A 16,415-nucleotide genomic window follows, 5' to 3' on the forward strand; every position below is an offset into this window, starting at 1 on the left:
GGTTTAGCATATTGTGCAAAAGTAATGCAATAATAATTAAAACAATTCTGAAGCAATAGCCTTTATATTATCACTTTTCCCCATCGAGTAATAATGCAATACAGGAACACCATAATCTAATAATTCTTTAGACTGCTTTATTCCCCATTCTATTCCAACTTGTCTTACCTCCTTATTATCTTTGCAGTTCTCTACAGCTTGAATTAATTCTTCGGGAACATCAATTTTAAATACTTGTGGTAATATTTGTAAATGGCGCTTCACTGCAATTGGTTTAATTCCTGGAATAATAGGCACATTAATTCCTGCGGCTTTGGCAGCTTCAACAAACTCAAAATATTTTTGATTATCAAAAAACATTTGGGTTACCACGTAATCTGCCCCAGCATCTACTTTTTCTTTTAATCGTTTTAAATCAGTTTGTAATGAAGGTGCCTCCATGTGTTTTTCAGGGTAACCAGCAACACCTATGCAAAAGTCTGATTTATGCTCAGACTCAACCACGTCATGAAGATACTTACCTAAATTCAGGTTCTGAATTTGAGACACCAACTCGGTAGCATACTTATGCCCTCCTTTAGAAGCTTCAAAATATTTTTGATGACTCATAGCATCACCACGTAACGCCATCACATTATCAATACCTAAATAATGACAATCTACCAATAAATATTCTGTTTCTTCTTTGGTAAAACCACCACACAAAACATGCGGTACCGTATCCACATTATACTTATGCTTTATCGCAGCACAAATACCAACCGTTCCTGGACGCATACGGGTTATTTTTCTATCTAAAAGCCCCTCACCTTTATCAATATAAATATACTGTTCTCTAGATGTTGTTACATCAATAAATGGCGGATTAAATTCCATTAAGGGATCAATATTATTATACAATTCCTGTATATTTCTACCTTTTTGTGGTGGTATAATTTCGAAGGAAAACAATGTTTTCCCGTTTGCCTGTTTTATATGGTCTGTTACTTTCATTTATATGTTCTTGTTATTCCTGCTAAGGCAGAAATCTCATCAATATTAATTTTATTTTTATTTGGGCGTTACCTTTTACTCATACCTGCTAGGTTTTTAAAACCTTGCAGGATCGCAAAAGGTCGGGCTTTACGCTACAAGTCCTCGCTCGTGCCTCGCTGTGGGCTTTCCACTGCAATCCCTAACGCGAACTACACCAATGCTTTTTTTACATCTTCAAAATCCTCTTCATATTCCCAATATATCCATCTGCCATCAACATAATCAGTTAAAATATATTTTTCGCTCACAGATTTTATTCTGGAAACAGGAACCACTTTTTTCGAAAATGTTTCCGAATGCACATGCTGTAATTGTTCTTTGTTTTTGTTATCATATCCATGCGATATAATATAACTACCTAAAGTTAATTCTATAAATTTCATATCTATTGTGCAACTCATACTCTAAAAACCTACCCCTAACCCCTCCAAGGAGGGGAAACTCTCACGCTTATGCTTTTCCAAGACCTGACAGGTTTTAAAAACCTGTCAGGTCTAATTCACCTAAACCTCCATACAAATTCTTCCCCTTTGGGGAGGTTAGTTCAAACTGTTTATTCTGCCAAATTAGGATGCAACCACTTTCTAGCTTTCTCCTTAGTTATGCCTTTTCTTTCTGCATAATCTGTTAACTGGTCATCCGTAATTTTACCCAATCCAAAATACTTCGCTTCGGGGTTTCCAAAATAATATCCAGAAACCGCTGCTGCTGGCCACATTGCTAAACTTTCAGTTAAGGTTACTCCAATCAGTTTTTCAACCTCCAGTAACTCCCAAATTGTTTCCTTTTCCAAATGGTCAGGACAAGCAGGATACCCTGGTGCAGGACGAATCCCTTTATAACTTTCTTTTATTAAATCTAGATTTGTTAAATCTTCATCAGCCGCATAACCCCAATGCTTAGTTCTTATCTGTTTATGCAAATATTCAGCGAAAGCTTCAGCAAATCTATCTGCAATAGCTTGAGCCATTATCGCATTATAATCATCTTCTTTATCTTTGTAACTATCGGCTAATTCTTGTGCTCCAAAAATCCCCACACAAAAAGCACCCATATAATCGGTTTTACCTGCTTCTTTTGGCGCAACAAAATCTGCTAATGCTAAATTAGGAATACCTTCTCGTTTTTTTAATTGCTGACGCAAGGTTCTAAAAATCGCTATTTCTTCCCCTTTTTTCTGAACTGAAATATCATCTTCATTTATTGTATTAGCTTCAAACAACCCAAACACTGCTTTAGGTTTTAACAATTGTTTTGCAACAATATGCTGAATCATCTCCTGTGCATCTTCAAACAGCTGCGTAGCCTGTTCACCTACCACATCATCCTTTAAAATATCTGGATATTTACCATGTAAATCCCAGCTTCTAAAAAACGGACTCCAATCTATAAATGGCAATAATTCTTTTAAGCTTAATTGCTTTAAAATTTGAACACCCAATTCTTTTGGCTTTACAATTTCAGAAGTATCCCAATCAATTTTATACTTTCTATTCCGTGCCTCTTCAATTGAAATATAAGATTTCTCTTTACCTCGTTTTAAAAACTTGGTACGGAATTCATCATAATCAGCTTTCATCTTTGCCACATAAGCATGCGATGTTTTCTTATTCAATAAATCACCAACTACCGTTACAGCACGTGATGCATCATTAACATGAACTACTGCATTTTTATACTGTGTATCAATCTTAACAGCTGTATGTGCTTTTGATGTTGTAGCGCCTCCAATTAATAATGGTAACTCAAAATTCTGACGTTGCATTTCTTTAGCCAAATACACCATTTCATCAAGCGAAGGTGTAATTAACCCCGATAAACCAATGGCATCTACACGCTCACTAATAGCTGTTTCAATAATTTTTTCTGGTGGCACCATAACACCTAAATCAACAATTTCATAATTGTTACAGGCTAGTACCACGCTTACTATATTTTTACCAATATCGTGTACATCTCCTTTTACAGTAGCCATCAATATTTTACCAACAGGTTCTGATTTATCTGACTTTTCAGCTTCAATAAATGGATTTAAATACGCCACCGCCTTTTTCATCACACGTGCCGATTTTACAACCTGAGGCAAAAACATTTTTCCTGCTCCAAATAAATCGCCCACCACATTCATACCAATCATTAAATGCCCTTCAATCACCTCAATGGGCTTACTAGCTTCTTGTCGTGCTTGCTCAATATCTTCAAGAATAAAGGCATCAATACCTTTTACTAAAGCATGTGTAATTCTATCTTGTAACGGGTTTTTCCGCCACGATAAATCTACCGTTTTTCCAACCTTAGACCCTTTTACAGTTTCAGCAAAATCAAGTAATCGTTCGGTAGCATCATCCCGTCTATCTAAAATAACATCTTCAATATGCTCTAATAAATCTTTAGGAATATCATCATAAACCTCCAACATTGCTGGGTTTACAATACCCATATTCATCCCTGCTTGAATGGCATAATATAAAAACACCGAGTGCATCGCTTCGCGAACACCATTATTCCCTCTAAATGAAAACGACACATTACTCACACCTCCACTTACAGAAACATTTTCTAAATTTTGACGCACCCATCGTGTGGCTTCAATAAAATCAATAGCATTTCTACGATGCTCATCCATTCCTGTAGCCACAGGAAATATATTTAAATCAAATATGATATCTTCTGAAGGGAATCCAACTTTATTTACCAAAACATCATACGAACGTTTCGCTATTTCAATACGTCGTTCGTAATTATCAGCTTGCCCAACTTCATCAAAAGCCATAACAATAACTGCTGCTCCATATCTTTTTATTTGCTTTGCTTCCCAAATAAATTTTTCTTCACCTTCTTTTAATGAAATAGAATTTACAACACATTTCCCTTGCACCACTTGAAGACCCGCCTCAATAATTTCCCATTTGGAACTATCAATCATAATAGGTACTCGACAAATATCAGGCTCTGCAGCTATTAAATTCAAAAAACGAATCATCGCTTCTTTTCCATCAATCAAACCATCATCAAAATTAATATCGATAATTTGTGCCCCACCATCTACCTGATGTCGTGCAATATCTAAAGCCTCATCAAATTTTTCTTCTTTTATTAGTCGAAGAAATTTCCTAGAACCCGCAACATTAGTTCGCTCTCCTACATTTATAAAATTGCTGTTTTCGTTTAAAACCAAAGGTTCTAAACCAGACAATTTCATGTATTTTGTTTGTTTTATTTTCATTTATTCTTGTCTTTAAGACCTACAAGGTTTTTAAAACCTCGCAGGTCTTATACGCATCTTCTGATAATTATCTCAGACCTGTCAGGTTTTAAAAACCTGACAGGTCTTTTTATCTATCTTAATGAGACCCTTCGACTGCGCTCAGAGTAACAGCTTGACGCGGTTTATACTTAGCGGCAATATCAGCAATTACACGAATATGCTCTGGACTCGTACCACAACAGCCTCCAATAATATTTATCAAATTTTTCTTTAAATATTCTTCAATTTGCTCACCCATTTCTTCGGGGGTTTCATCATATTCCCCAAAAGCATTCGGCAAACCTGCATTAGGATGTGCAGAAATGGCAAAATCTGTTTTATTAGCAATCGCCTCTAAATGTGGTTGCAATAAATTTGCACCTAAAGCGCAGTTAAAACCAACAGATAACAATGGAATATGCGATACTGAAATCAAAAAAGCTTCAGCGGTTTGCCCCGATAAAGTTCGTCCTGAGGCATCAGTAATAGTGCCACTTAACATCGTTGGCATATCAATGTTGCGTTCATCTTTTACTTCTTCAATAGCAAATAATGCTGCTTTTGCATTCAAGGTATCAAACACCGTTTCAACTAACAATAAATCTACACCACCATCAACTAAAGCTTCAACTTGTTGTTTGTATGCGATTCTTAATTCATCAAAAGTTACAGCACGATACCCTGGGTCATTAACATCTGGCGACATGCTTGCTGTTCTATTTGTTGGCCCAATTGAACCCGCAACAAAACGCGGTTTGTGTGGTTCTTTAGCTGTAAATTCATCAGCAACCTCTTTGGCTATTTTAGCAGACTCGTAATTCAGCTCATATACCAAATCTTCCATTTGGTAATCTGCCATAGCAATGGTAGTTCCAGAAAAGGTATTGGTTTCAATAATATCTGCACCAGCTTCAAAATATTTCCCATGAATGGTTTTTATCGCTTCGGGCTGTGTGATCGACAACAAATCGTTATTACCCTGTAATGGTGTTGGGTAATCTTTAAAGCGTTCGCCTCTAAAATCTTCTTCCGTAAATTTATAAGCTTGTAACATGGTACCCATAGCACCATCTAAAACCAAAATTCGCTCTTTTAAAGCTTCGTGTATATTAGACATAATTTTATATTTCAAGACCTGTCAGGTTTTTATAAACCCAAGAGGTCTAATTTATCTGTATGTCATCAAGAAAAGTTAAGAATTCACTTTTCGTTATCTTTCCAATACTTAAGTATTAGTAGAATTTAGCACCTTCTTTAATAAGATAAAGGGTTGCCAAGGTTTCAACGGGTCTAATCCCTCTGCCTTTCTTGATAACACATTATTACGTTTATGAACTATTTCCGCTTTCACGAAAATTATGCAACAAAAATACTAACTATATTTTTGTTTTCCTTATCCTGCAAGGTCTTTTTTGGTCTTGTAGGTATTTATATTTTACACCTACAAAGTTTAAAAAACCTTGCAGGAGAATTTCATATTTTACTCAAACAACGTAGAAGACAAATATCTATCTCCCCTATCGCAAATTATAGCTACAATAATGCCTTCTTCTATCTGTTCAGCAATAGTTAAGGCACAAAACACAGACCCGCCGCTACTCATACCTGCAAAAACACCTTCATCCTTAGCTAATTTAATGGTTGTTGCTTTGGCATCTTCTGCTGTAACATCAACCACAATATCCACTTTTTTAGGATCAAAAAATTTAGGCACATAATCTGGCGACCATTTTCTAATCCCTGGGATTCTTGCACCATCAGCAGGTTGGGCACCAACAATAGTCACATCCTTATTCTGTTCTTTTAAATATGTTGATGTTCCTGTTATAGTTCCCGTAGTCCCCATAGCAGATACAAAATGTGTTATTTTCCCGTTGGTTGCTTCCCATATTTCTGGGCCAGTTGTTTTATAATGAGCTTTCCAGTTATCATCATTTTCAAACTGATTCAATAAAGTATATCCCTTTTCGTCACGAAGCTTAAATGCTAAATCTCGCGAGCCTTCAATACCAATATCAGCAGGTGTTAAAATAACCTCAGCACCGTATGCACGCATGGTTTTTACACGTTCTTCGGTTGAATTCTCAGGCATAATCAACACCATTTTCAATCCTAAAAGCTTCGCAATAAACGCTAAAGCAATACCCGTATTCCCACTAGTAGCTTCAACTAAAGTGCCGCCTTTTTTAATATCGCCTCGTTTTAAAGCTTCATTAATCATATTAAAAGCAGGACGGTCTTTTACGCTTCCACCAGGATTATTTCCTTCTAATTTCAAAAACAAACGCACACCTTCCTTCTTTAAAAGATGTGTAGCTTCCACTAAAGGCGTATTCCCAATCTGACCAATAATACTATTCTCGTATGCCATTCTTTTTTGGTCTAATTTTAATTTCTGTTTGATAGGTTACTAACGAATTTTCAGGAACCGATTCCGTAATCCATACGTTAGCACCAATAATACTATTTGCGCCTATAACAATATCGCCTCCTAAAACTGTTGCATTTGCATAAATACAAACATTGTCTTCTATAGTAGGATGTCGTTTAGTTTTCGCCAAACTTTTTGACACCGAAATACCACCCAAAGTTACCCCTTGATAAATCTTAACATGTTTACCAATAATAGACGTCTCTCCAATCACAATTCCAGTACCGTGGTCTATGTAAAATGATTCGCCAATGGTCGCACCCGGATGAATATCAACACCCGTAATCCCATGAATATATTCACTCATCATCCTCGGCAAAATATAAACCCCAAGTTTATAAAGCGCATGACTCAATCTATAAATCGAAATGGCATAAAAACCAGGATACGCCATATAAATCTCCGCCAAAGAGTGCGAAGCAGGATCATTACTCTCAAAAGCAATAGCATCTAAATCCAGTTTTTTTCTAATTTCAGGAAGCTCAGCTTTAAATGTCGCCCAAATTTCCTTACCATTTTCAATCTCTAACTTAGACAAAATTTCAAGAAAAGTTTTCTCCAAATACGCGCCATGAGCTTCCTCTTGTTCACAATCAAACAAGGAATAAAACAAACGTTTCGTGAATGTTTTAGCAGTATCTTTTAAGCAAACGTTATAACTTTTCATCTTTAAACAAAAATACCTACAAGGTTTTTAAAACCCTGCAGGATTATAAATTTTTTATTTTTTATTTGGGCATTACCCTACGGGTCGGGCTTTCCGTTACAAGTCCTCGCACCTCCTACGTCGGGCTGTGGGCTTTCCTCTACAATCCCTAATGCACCTATCCGCCAAAGTCCGTTTTTAATCTGAGCTTATGGCTATTTGTATTTTTTTCAGACCTTTAGAGTTTATACTTTAACCCTCCTAATTTCGATTAAATCGAAATTGTCCTCCCTTTAAAACAAAGGGAGGAACAAGTTCAATTAAAATTTTCAGAAAAACAAAGTAAAACCTAATCAATCATTTTTCTTTTGATATTTATCAGACCTGTCAGGTTATAAAAACCTAACAGGTCTCAAAAATTAAATTTCTAGTTAATAGCCTGAACAACTGCTTTTGGCGCTTCCTTTCTAGAACCATCAAAACCATCAATACCACTAACCGTTGTATATTTTAATACTAATCTTTTCCCCGGATTAATAATTCTATAAGCCGCTTGACACATTAAAGTAGCCTCGTGGAAACCACATAAAATCAGCTTTAATTTCTCAGGATAAGTATTCACATCACCAATAGCAAAAATTCCAGGAATATTAGTTTGGTAATTTAGTGAATTATCCACCTTAATCGCATTCTTTTCAATCTCTAAGCCCCAGTTTGCAATAGGTCCTAATTTAGGAGACAATCCAAATAACGGGATAAAGTGATCGGTCTCTATTTGAAATGCATCTCCTTCTTTTGGAGTCACAGTTACCGCTTCAATACTTCCATCGCCATGTAAACCAGTAACTTCAGCAGGAGTAATTAAATTAATCTTTCCTAATTTAGTTAACTCGCCTACTTTTTCAACAGAATCTAAAGCCCCTCTAAATTCATTTCTTCTATGAATTAAAGTCACTTCACTAGCTACATCAGTTAAAAAGATACTCCAATCTAATGCAGAATCTCCTCCACCAGAAATCACCACTTTTTTATCTCTGTAAAATTCTGGGTCTTTAATAATATATTCCACACCATTATCTTCATAATCAGCAATACCCTCAATGGCTGGTTTCCTAGGTTCAAAAGAACCTAAACCACCTGCAATTGCTACAATAGGTGCATGGTGTTGCGTACCTTTATTTGTGGTTACAATAAAAGAACCATCGTCTTGCTTCTCTATAGTTTCAGCACGTTCACCTAAGGTAAACCCAGGTTCAAATTGTTTCCCTTGTTCTAATAAATTCCTGGTTAAATCTCCAGCTAAAATCTCTGGAAACCCAGGAATATCATAAATAGGTTTCTTAGGATAAATCTCAGAACATTGTCCCCCTGGTTGTGGCAATGCGTCAATTAAATGACATTTTAGTTTTAATAATCCTGCTTCAAAAACAGTAAATAAACCTGTTGGTCCTGCGCCTATGATAAGTATATCAGTCTTAATCATTTTTTATATTTGTGATTTACACCTGCCCGTTTTTAAAAACCAGACAGGACTTGTGTATTTTACTTTTTTTCAATTAATCCTTTCGTGAATTCGTTTAGTGTTTCCACTTTTTCTTCAAAATCCCCTTTTATTGTTTTTCTGTACTCGTTTAAATTCTTCACTAAATCGTCAACATTTTCAGGAATAACATCCTCGAAAAACTGACGTAAACGTTTCGCTGTTGTTGGCGATTTCCCGTTTGTACTAATCGCAACTTTCACATTGCCTTTGGTTACTATGCCACCCATATAAAAATCGCAATACGGTGGGTTATCAGCAACATTTACTAATTTGGCTTCGGCTCTACAATCTTTCCAAACCTGAACATTTACTTCAGGTACATCTGTCGTAGCCACAACCATATGCTTGCCCATTATATACTTTTTTTTGTAAACATCTTCAACTAATGTTACACAACCCTTTTTTGCAAGCTCTTTAGTCCCTTCACGAAACATAGGCGATACCATAGTGACGTGTGCATCTGGACTTGATTTTAATAAGAACGTTAATTTTTCTTCAGCTACATTACCTCCTCCAACAATAAGCACAATTAAGCTTTTTGCTTTCAAAAAAATAGGATATAAGTTATTTCTTTCCATCACTTAACCCCGTGCAACTTCTTTTTTAATTGAATCTAAAACTGCTCGCTCCTTAACAACATCTCCTATAACAATAATCGCTGGAGCTGCCAATTGCTTTTCTTTTACAATCTGCTGAATATCTCGTATCGTTCCTATACCAACATTCTCATGTTCTCGCGTTCCATTTTGAATGATGGCTACTGGCGTATTTCTTTTATTTTCAGCATAAAACACTTTAACTATTTCACTCAACTTATGCATCCCCATTAAAATAACGATGGTTGCTGTCGATTTTGCTGCTAACTCAACATCCTTTGATAAGGCATGATCTTTTGTAGTAGCTGTAACGACCCAAAAACTTTCTGAAGCCCCTCGTTTTGTTAACGGAATTCCTTGATACGCCGGAACTGCTAATGCAGACGAAATACCAGGAACCACATAGGTTTCTAAACCAAAACCTCGTACATAATCAATCTCCTCAGCACCACGACCAAAAATAAATGGGTCGCCTCCTTTTAAGCGCACTACATGTCCTTTTTCTTTGGCTTTAGTTACAATTAACTCGTTAATTTGTTCCTGCTGAAAGGCATAACATCCTTTACGTTTCCCCACAAAAATAAGCTCCGCATTTTCGGAAGCATATTTTAATAAAGATTCGTTGATAAGTGCATCGTACAAAATAACATCCGCCGCTTCAATTGCCTTAATTGCCTTTAGGGTAATTAAGTCTTCATCGCCAGGACCTGCACCTACAACAGTTAACTTTGGGGTTTTCAAGTTCATTTCTATGTTTTTAAACCGCTTTCTTTTCTAGTTGAGTCTGAGCTTCTCTATAAACTCTAACTTTAGCTAAAAACTGATTTGCATTCTCAATATACTTACTTGCAAAATCTGCAGTTGGTGCAAATTTATTAATTTGATATATCAATTCAGAGAAAGACGTCCCTAAATCTATGCTTCCACTTTCAACAAACAATTCATCAAACTGAGAAATAATACCTGCATGTGTATTTGTTTTCTTGTTTTCAGCTAATAATAAGGCTTTTGCAGAATTCACTAAAGAACTATAAGCATGATAAATAGCACTTGAATACACCTTGTTATCAAATGACGCTTTAGCATTTTCAATTTTCTCTTCACTTTCAAAAAACAAGGTGGCGATTAAATCGATAACTACACCTGCACATTCTCCAATACCAATTTCTTTAACGTATTTTTCTTCTTCTCCCCAATCGATAAAATCTGCTTGAGTTAAGTTAGATACATCTTGTAAATCGTTCAAGAAATCGTAAAAATATTTTTCTCCTTTTTCCTTGTAATAATCTACAAAATGTTTTCCGTTAGCATTTGCCTCGTAATCGTCTAAAATTCGTCTTAAGGCTTCTGGTCCTCTCTTACTTGGTACTTTTACAACTTTATCTGCAAAAACTCCATTTCCATCGCCTAAATTACCTCCACCTAACAATACTTGTAAAGCTGGTGCTACTAATTTATCTGGTGTACGAACAGACATTCCTTGGAAACCAATATTCGCCATATTGTGTTGTCCACAGGCATTCATACAGCCACTAATTTTAATAACTAAATCTTTGTTGTTTAAATACTGTGGGTATTCTGCCTTAATTACACGTTCTAACTCATCGGCTATACCTGTACTACTTGCAATTCCCAGATTACAAGTATCTGTACCTGGACATGCCGTAATATCTACTGCTTTATTATAACCAGCCTCAACAAAACCTAATTTATCTAATTCTGTATAGAAAAATGGTAATAATTCTATTTTCACAAAAGGGATTACAATATTTTGACGTAATGTTAAACGCACCTCGCAAGCAGCATACTTATCAACCAAATCAGCTAATAGACGCGCCTTATCTGTATAAAAATCACCTAACAACACTTTAATACCAATTGCTACATAACCTTCCTGTTTTTGAGGAATTAAATTGGTCGATTTCCAAGTCTCAAAAGCTTGTTGATCTTTAATGGTTACTTCAGGGATTGTAGTTATTTCAACTGGTATTGAAGCCTCATAAGCATCTACATCAATTAGAACCGATTTGAATTCAATGGCGCTTTGCTCCGCTTCTACCAACTTTTTAAAAGCTTCTAAACCAATATCTTTAATTAAAAATTTCATTCTCGCTTTTGCGCGACTTTTACGCTCTCCATGACGATCAAAAATTCTTAAAACCCCTTCCATTACTGGAATAATTTTATCTGTTTCTAAGAAATCATACAACACATCTGCATGACGAGGCTGAGAACCTAATCCTCCACCAATCATTACTTTAAATCCGCGAACACCATCTTTTATCTTTGCTATAAATCCTAAATCATGCATGTATGATAGTCCTGTATCTTCGTCTGAAGACGAGAAAGACACTTTGAATTTACGTCCCATTTCCTGACAGATTGGGTTTCGTAAAAAGAATTTGTATAATGCATCAGCATAAGGCGACACATCAAATGGTTCGTTTGGATCAATTCCAGCAGTTTCACTTGCTGTCACATTTCTTACCGTGTTACCACATGCTTCACGTAAAGTAACATCATCACGCTCTAGTTCTGCCCAAAGTTCTGGCGTTCTATTTAAATCTACATAGTGAATTTGAATATCTTGGCGTGTTGTAATATGTAATCTGCCTCTAGAATATTCATCAGAAACATCAGAAATTCTATGTAATTGATTACTCTTTACTTTTCCGTAAGGTAATTTTATACGAATCATTTGCACGCCTTCTTGTCGCTGACCATAAACACCACGTGCTAAACGAAGACTTCTAAATTTTTCCTCGTCTATTTTACCTTTATGAAAAAGCTCAATTTTATTGGCTAACTCTATAATGTCGTTTTCGACAATCGGATTTTCTATTTCTGTTCTAAAACTTTGCATATACTAGCCCCTCCTAACCTCCCCATTTCGACTGCGCTCAATGCAGGCTCGGGAAGGAATTCTTACTCGGGCGGAGTAAGAATATTGTTAATATTTATTTTATTATACCTATAAGGTTTTAAAAAACTCGCAGGATTACTAAACCACAAACTAGCTAATTCCCCTTTCGGGGGTTAGAGGGCTTACTGGATAAATCCGGCTCCAACCGTATTATTTGACCGTGGATCTATTAATATAAAAGACCCATTAGTTCTATGATTTTTAAACTGGTCGTAAAAAATAGGTTTGTTTAATTTGAAGGTTACCGAAGCAATATCATTAATCCCCAAACCAGTGACATCTTTTTCAAACCCTGAATAATCTGGATTGATTTTATGATTGATTCTATCAACTTTCGCTAATACTTTATTAATACCATGTTGAACGATATATTTCCCTCCAGGATTTAACTCATCTGAATCCATCCAACATACATTAGCAGTAAATTGTTTATCAATAGTTGGTAAATCGTTTTCTTTAACAATCATATCGCCACGACTTACATTAATATCATTTTCTAAAGTAATGGTTACCGATGAACGTCTTGAAGCCGTTTCATACTTCTCATCATAGAAATAAATATCCTTAATCTTCGAGCGTGTTTTTGATGGCAATACAATAATATCATCCCCTACACTTAAATCGCCTCCATATACTTTTCCTGCGTATCCTCTATAATCGTGAAACTCTTCCGTTTTTGGACGAATTACATATTGCACAGGGAAACGTGGTGTACCTACATTAAAAATATCAGCCTTATCTAATTGTTCTAAATGCTCTAATAACGCTTCACCTTTATACCAAGGCATCACATCAGATTTATTTACAACATTATCCCCTTTTAAAGCACTTACTGGAATGAATGTAATTTTTTGGTCTTGATAATCTCTTTTACTCATCAATTCAGAAAAATCAGCTTTAATTTTATTGTAAACGTCTTCAGAGTAATCAACCAAATCCATTTTGTTTATAGCAACCACAACATCCTTAATTCTCAATAAATTATTGATGAAGAAATGACGATTTGTTTGCTCAATAACCCCTTTTCTCGCATCAATTAAAATGATGGATGCTTGTGATGTAGAAGCTCCTGTTACCATGTTTCTTGTATATTCAACATGTCCAGGTGTATCAGCAATAATGTAGCTTTTCTTTTTAGTTGAAAAGTAAATATGTGCGACATCAATAGTAATACCTTGTTCTCTTTCGGCAACTAAACCATCGGTTGCTAATGAAAAATCTAAGTAATCGTAACCACGTTGTTTACTTGTTTTTTCAATGGCTTCTAATTTATCTGTAGTTAATGATTTTGTATCGTAAAGAATACGTCCTATCAACGTACTTTTTCCATCATCTACACTTCCTGCTGTTGCTATTTTTAATACTTCCATAGTAAAGCCTCTCCTAACCTCCCCATGAAGGAGGAATTCTTACTCGGGCGAAGTAAGAATATTGTTGTTGTTATTTTGTAATACCTACAAGGTTTTTAAAACCTTGCAGGATAGCTTAATCCTTTTTGTATGCAAACTTGCTAATTCCCCTTCGGGGATTAGGGGTTTAAAAATACCCTTGTTGTTTACGTTTTTCCATGGCTGCTTCAGAACGTTTATCATCGATTCTTGCGCCACGTTCAGAAATTGTAGAATCTCTAATTTCTTCTACTACTTTTGATATTGAAACCGCATCAGACAAAACAGCTGCTGTACAACTCATATCGCCTACAGTTCTAAAACGCACCATTTCTTCAATTACTTCTTCATCTTCATCTCTATAAACCACACCATCCTCAGCAGACCAAATCATACCGTCTCTTAAAAACACTTTACGTTTGTGTGCAAAATAAATAGATGGAATTTCAATGTTTTCTCTTTCTATGTAAGACCAAACATCTAATTCTGTCCAGTTTGAAATTGGGAATACACGAACGTTTTGCCCCAAATCAATCTCACCATTCAACATATCGAACAATTCTGGTCTTTGATTTTTCTCATCCCATTGTCCAAAATCATCGCGAACTGAAAATATACGTTCCTTTGCTCGTGCTTTTTCCTCATCACGACGTGCACCACCAATAGCCGCATCAAATTTGAATTCTTCTAAAGCATCTAAAAGCGTGGTTGTTTGTAGCATATTTCTACTAGCATAACGCCCTGATTCTTCTTTTACTTTTCCTTGATCGATAGAATCTTGTACGTTTCTTACAATTAACTCTAGCCCTAATTCTTTAACCAAACGGTCTCTAAATTCAATAGTTTCTGGAAAATTATGTCCTGTATCTATATGCATTAAAGGAAAAGGTACTTTTGCTGGATAGAATGCTTTAACCGCTAATCTTACCAAAGTAATTGAATCCTTTCCTCCTGAAAATAACAACACCGGTTTTTCAAACTGTGCTGCTACTTCTCTCATGATATATATCGCTTCATTTTCTAGCGAGTTAATATGCGATGTATCTTTCTTCATATTCTTATTTTAATTTCGCTTTCGCGGAAATATTATTTTTAATGTCTTATTTAGTTTGGTTGGTTGGTTTTTTTAAGCATGCAAACCACATTCGCGGTTAGCCAAAGCTTTAGTTGGATCGAAATATTTGAATTCGTTTGGCAGGTTATTTTCTTCTAAATAGGTGTCTAATTTTTCATCTGACCAATAGTAAAACGGGCTCACTTTTAAAACACCATCTTTACTTAAACTAAAAATACCAATACTGTTTCTAAACGCTGTTTGCCCTTGACGCAAGTTTGTAAACCATACGTTTGGTTTATGCGCTTCCATCGCTCTTTTAAAAGGCTCTAATTTTACTTGCTCTGTAAATAAAGCGTGTTTAGGGTCGTCCACACTCGGAATGCCCATAACCACATCTCTATGTGAAGCCGTTTGTTTTGGCACATATAAATGAACATTCAAGTTTAAATCTTTAATTACTTGTTCTGCATGCTTATATGTTTGCGGTGTATTATAACCCGTATCACACCAAACCACAGGAATTTTTGATTCAACGTGACTAACCGCATGAAGGATTGCTGCCTCATAAGGTCTAAAGTTTGTTGTAACCACTGCTTTATTATTAAGCTCAAAAGCCTTCTGAATAATTTCAGCAGGCGTTGCATTTTCAAAACTTTTATTTAATTCTTCTATTTGATTCTCTGTAAACATTATTCTATCTATTTATTTTCCCCATTTTACCGCATTCCAAATACGCTCATGAAAAAAGTACAAAATTAATTTTGTAACAAAATCCACCGAGGCTATAGACGCTGCAAGTGATATTCTCCCTGTTAATATATAAGAAACTAACAAGGTATCTAAAGTACCAACAACCCTCCAGCTAAGAGCTTTAGCAATACTTCTTATTGGTTTCTCATCAGTAGAGTCCTCACTGTAAGTGGTCTTTTCTTTACTTTTTAATAACATTTGTGCAATCATTTGTCATTATTTTATATTAATCCTATCAATTTAATAGGAATTACAAATGTAAAACATTTTATTACACAAAAAAGAGTTTTTACAACTTTTTAGAATAATGGAAAATTTTAAGGATTAACTGCGTAAAATTCTTTTAAAATCGACAATAATATGAGAAATCTTTATCCATTAGTATTGGATAAATCGGCTAAAGTAGTATTTCTAAAGACTTTAAGTGTACTATCTCGAACTTCTATCATCAATTTATGAACGCTACATTTATGTTCATCTGGACAATCGTCGCATTTTTCGTAATAGTTTAAACTTACGCATGGTACCATAGCAATAGGCCCTTCAAGGACACGCATAACATCTGTCATTTTAATATCTAAAGGTTCCATTCGTAGATAATAACCTCCATGTTTTCCTTTTTTTGAACCTAAAATTCCAGATTTTCTTAAGGTAAGTAAAATACTTTCTAAAAACTTTTGTGGAATTTGCTCACTTTTGGCAATGACGCTTACTTGAACAGGTAAATCGCTTTCTCGTGTTGCGATAAAAGTAAGCGCTTTTAACCCGTATTTTGTTTTTTTGGATAGCATGTGGCTAA

At 35.4% G+C, this 16,415-nt stretch carries 15 protein-coding genes and 1 riboswitch; all 15 genes read right to left on the bottom strand.

The window, feature by feature from the left end; translation table 11 throughout:
* Positions 1–36: 36 nt before the first annotated feature.
* The 15 genes from metF to Q0739_RS04205 all read right to left on the bottom strand — a co-directional run bounded on the left by metF (position 37) and on the right by Q0739_RS04205 (position 16,407).
* The gene (gene metF, locus Q0739_RS04135) at positions 37–993 is read right to left on the bottom strand and encodes a methylenetetrahydrofolate reductase [NAD(P)H] (protein ID WP_298237440.1); all 957 of its coding nucleotides are present in this window, start codon (positions 991–993) and stop codon (positions 37–39) included.
* 191 nt (positions 994–1,184) lie between these two features.
* Entirely contained in the window at positions 1,185–1,436 is a 252-nt protein-coding gene (locus tag Q0739_RS04140; RefSeq protein WP_298237441.1) for a hypothetical protein, read from the bottom strand.
* Between the two features lie 152 nt (positions 1,437–1,588).
* A complete protein-coding gene (gene metH / locus Q0739_RS04145) occupies positions 1,589–4,261 on the bottom strand; it encodes a methionine synthase (protein ID WP_298237442.1) in 2,673 nt (890 codons plus the stop codon).
* 118 nt (positions 4,262–4,379) lie between these two features.
* A complete protein-coding gene (locus Q0739_RS04150; protein WP_298237443.1) occupies positions 4,380–5,399 on the bottom strand; it encodes a homocysteine S-methyltransferase family protein in 1,020 nt (339 codons plus the stop codon).
* A 90-nt stretch (positions 5,400–5,489) separates the two neighbouring features.
* A riboswitch (SAM riboswitch) is annotated at positions 5,490–5,600 on the bottom strand.
* A gap of 162 nt (positions 5,601–5,762) precedes the next feature.
* Entirely contained in the window at positions 5,763–6,653 is an 891-nt protein-coding gene (gene cysM / locus Q0739_RS04155) for a cysteine synthase CysM (RefSeq protein WP_298237444.1), read from the bottom strand.
* A complete protein-coding gene (epsC, locus tag Q0739_RS04160; protein WP_298237445.1) occupies positions 6,637–7,380 on the bottom strand; it encodes a serine O-acetyltransferase EpsC in 744 nt (247 codons plus the stop codon). Before epsC ends, cysM begins: the two co-directional genes overlap by 17 nt.
* Before the next feature lie 406 nt (positions 7,381–7,786).
* The gene (locus tag Q0739_RS04165; RefSeq protein WP_298237446.1) at positions 7,787–8,842 is read right to left on the bottom strand and encodes an NAD(P)/FAD-dependent oxidoreductase; all 1,056 of its coding nucleotides are present in this window, start codon (positions 8,840–8,842) and stop codon (positions 7,787–7,789) included.
* Between the two features lie 59 nt (positions 8,843–8,901).
* Complete coding sequence (locus Q0739_RS04170; protein WP_298237447.1) at positions 8,902–9,480, bottom strand: bifunctional precorrin-2 dehydrogenase/sirohydrochlorin ferrochelatase; 579 nt, start codon at positions 9,478–9,480, stop codon at positions 8,902–8,904.
* Positions 9,481–9,483: 3 nt separating this feature from the next.
* Positions 9,484–10,245: a uroporphyrinogen-III C-methyltransferase gene (gene cobA, locus Q0739_RS04175; protein ID WP_298237448.1), complete on the bottom strand. Its 762-nt coding sequence runs from the start codon at positions 10,243–10,245 to the stop codon at positions 9,484–9,486.
* A 10-nt stretch (positions 10,246–10,255) separates the two neighbouring features.
* Complete coding sequence (locus Q0739_RS04180; RefSeq protein WP_298237449.1) at positions 10,256–12,361, bottom strand: HEPN domain-containing protein; 2,106 nt, start codon at positions 12,359–12,361, stop codon at positions 10,256–10,258.
* Between the two features lie 182 nt (positions 12,362–12,543).
* Positions 12,544–13,791 carry a GTP-binding protein gene (locus tag Q0739_RS04185; RefSeq protein ID WP_298237450.1) on the bottom strand — a complete coding sequence of 416 codons (1,248 nt, stop codon included), beginning with the start codon at positions 13,789–13,791 and terminating at the stop codon, positions 12,544–12,546.
* A 166-nt stretch (positions 13,792–13,957) separates the two neighbouring features.
* A complete protein-coding gene (gene cysD / locus Q0739_RS04190; RefSeq protein WP_298237451.1) occupies positions 13,958–14,863 on the bottom strand; it encodes a sulfate adenylyltransferase subunit CysD in 906 nt (301 codons plus the stop codon).
* A 72-nt stretch (positions 14,864–14,935) separates the two neighbouring features.
* Entirely contained in the window at positions 14,936–15,556 is a 621-nt protein-coding gene (locus Q0739_RS04195; RefSeq protein ID WP_298237452.1) for a phosphoadenosine phosphosulfate reductase family protein, read from the bottom strand.
* 12 nt (positions 15,557–15,568) lie between these two features.
* Entirely contained in the window at positions 15,569–15,826 is a 258-nt protein-coding gene (locus Q0739_RS04200; RefSeq protein WP_298237453.1) for a DUF2061 domain-containing protein, read from the bottom strand.
* Between the two features lie 161 nt (positions 15,827–15,987).
* Positions 15,988–16,407, bottom strand: a complete 420-nt coding sequence (locus tag Q0739_RS04205; RefSeq protein WP_298237454.1) for an Rrf2 family transcriptional regulator — start codon at positions 16,405–16,407, stop codon at positions 15,988–15,990.
* Between the last annotated feature and the right edge of the window lie 8 nt (positions 16,408–16,415).

This window comes from uncultured Algibacter sp. (assembly GCF_947487605.1).
In the GTDB taxonomy this organism is placed as follows: Bacteria; Bacteroidota; Bacteroidia; order Flavobacteriales; family Flavobacteriaceae; genus Algibacter_D.

Bases quoted from the DNA above. Each gene is read 5' to 3' on its own strand.
- epsC (WP_298237445.1), bottom strand. From the start codon at position 7,380: ATGAAAAGTTATAACGTTTGCTTAAAAGATACTGCTAAAACATTCACG.
- Q0739_RS04140 (WP_298237441.1), bottom strand. From the start codon at position 1,436: ATGAGTTGCACAATAGATATGAAATTTATAGAATTAACTTTAGGTAGT.
- cobA (WP_298237448.1), bottom strand. From the start codon at position 10,245: ATGAACTTGAAAACCCCAAAGTTAACTGTTGTAGGTGCAGGTCCTGGC.
- Q0739_RS04165 (WP_298237446.1), bottom strand. From the start codon at position 8,842: ATGATTAAGACTGATATACTTATCATAGGCGCAGGACCAACAGGTTTA.
- Q0739_RS04170 (WP_298237447.1), bottom strand. From the start codon at position 9,480: ATGGAAAGAAATAACTTATATCCTATTTTTTTGAAAGCAAAAAGCTTA.
- cysD (WP_298237451.1), bottom strand. From the start codon at position 14,863: ATGAAGAAAGATACATCGCATATTAACTCGCTAGAAAATGAAGCGATA.
- Q0739_RS04185 (WP_298237450.1), bottom strand. From the start codon at position 13,791: ATGGAAGTATTAAAAATAGCAACAGCAGGAAGTGTAGATGATGGAAAA.
- Q0739_RS04180 (WP_298237449.1), bottom strand. From the start codon at position 12,361: ATGCAAAGTTTTAGAACAGAAATAGAAAATCCGATTGTCGAAAACGAC.
- cysM (WP_298237444.1), bottom strand. From the start codon at position 6,653: ATGGCATACGAGAATAGTATTATTGGTCAGATTGGGAATACGCCTTTA.
- Q0739_RS04200 (WP_298237453.1), bottom strand. From the start codon at position 15,826: ATGATTGCACAAATGTTATTAAAAAGTAAAGAAAAGACCACTTACAGT.
- Q0739_RS04195 (WP_298237452.1), bottom strand. From the start codon at position 15,556: ATGTTTACAGAGAATCAAATAGAAGAATTAAATAAAAGTTTTGAAAAT.
- metF (WP_298237440.1), bottom strand. From the start codon at position 993: ATGAAAGTAACAGACCATATAAAACAGGCAAACGGGAAAACATTGTTT.
- metH (WP_298237442.1), bottom strand. From the start codon at position 4,261: ATGAAAATAAAACAAACAAAATACATGAAATTGTCTGGTTTAGAACCT.
- Q0739_RS04205 (WP_298237454.1), bottom strand. From the start codon at position 16,407: ATGCTATCCAAAAAAACAAAATACGGGTTAAAAGCGCTTACTTTTATC.
- Q0739_RS04150 (WP_298237443.1), bottom strand. From the start codon at position 5,399: ATGTCTAATATACACGAAGCTTTAAAAGAGCGAATTTTGGTTTTAGAT.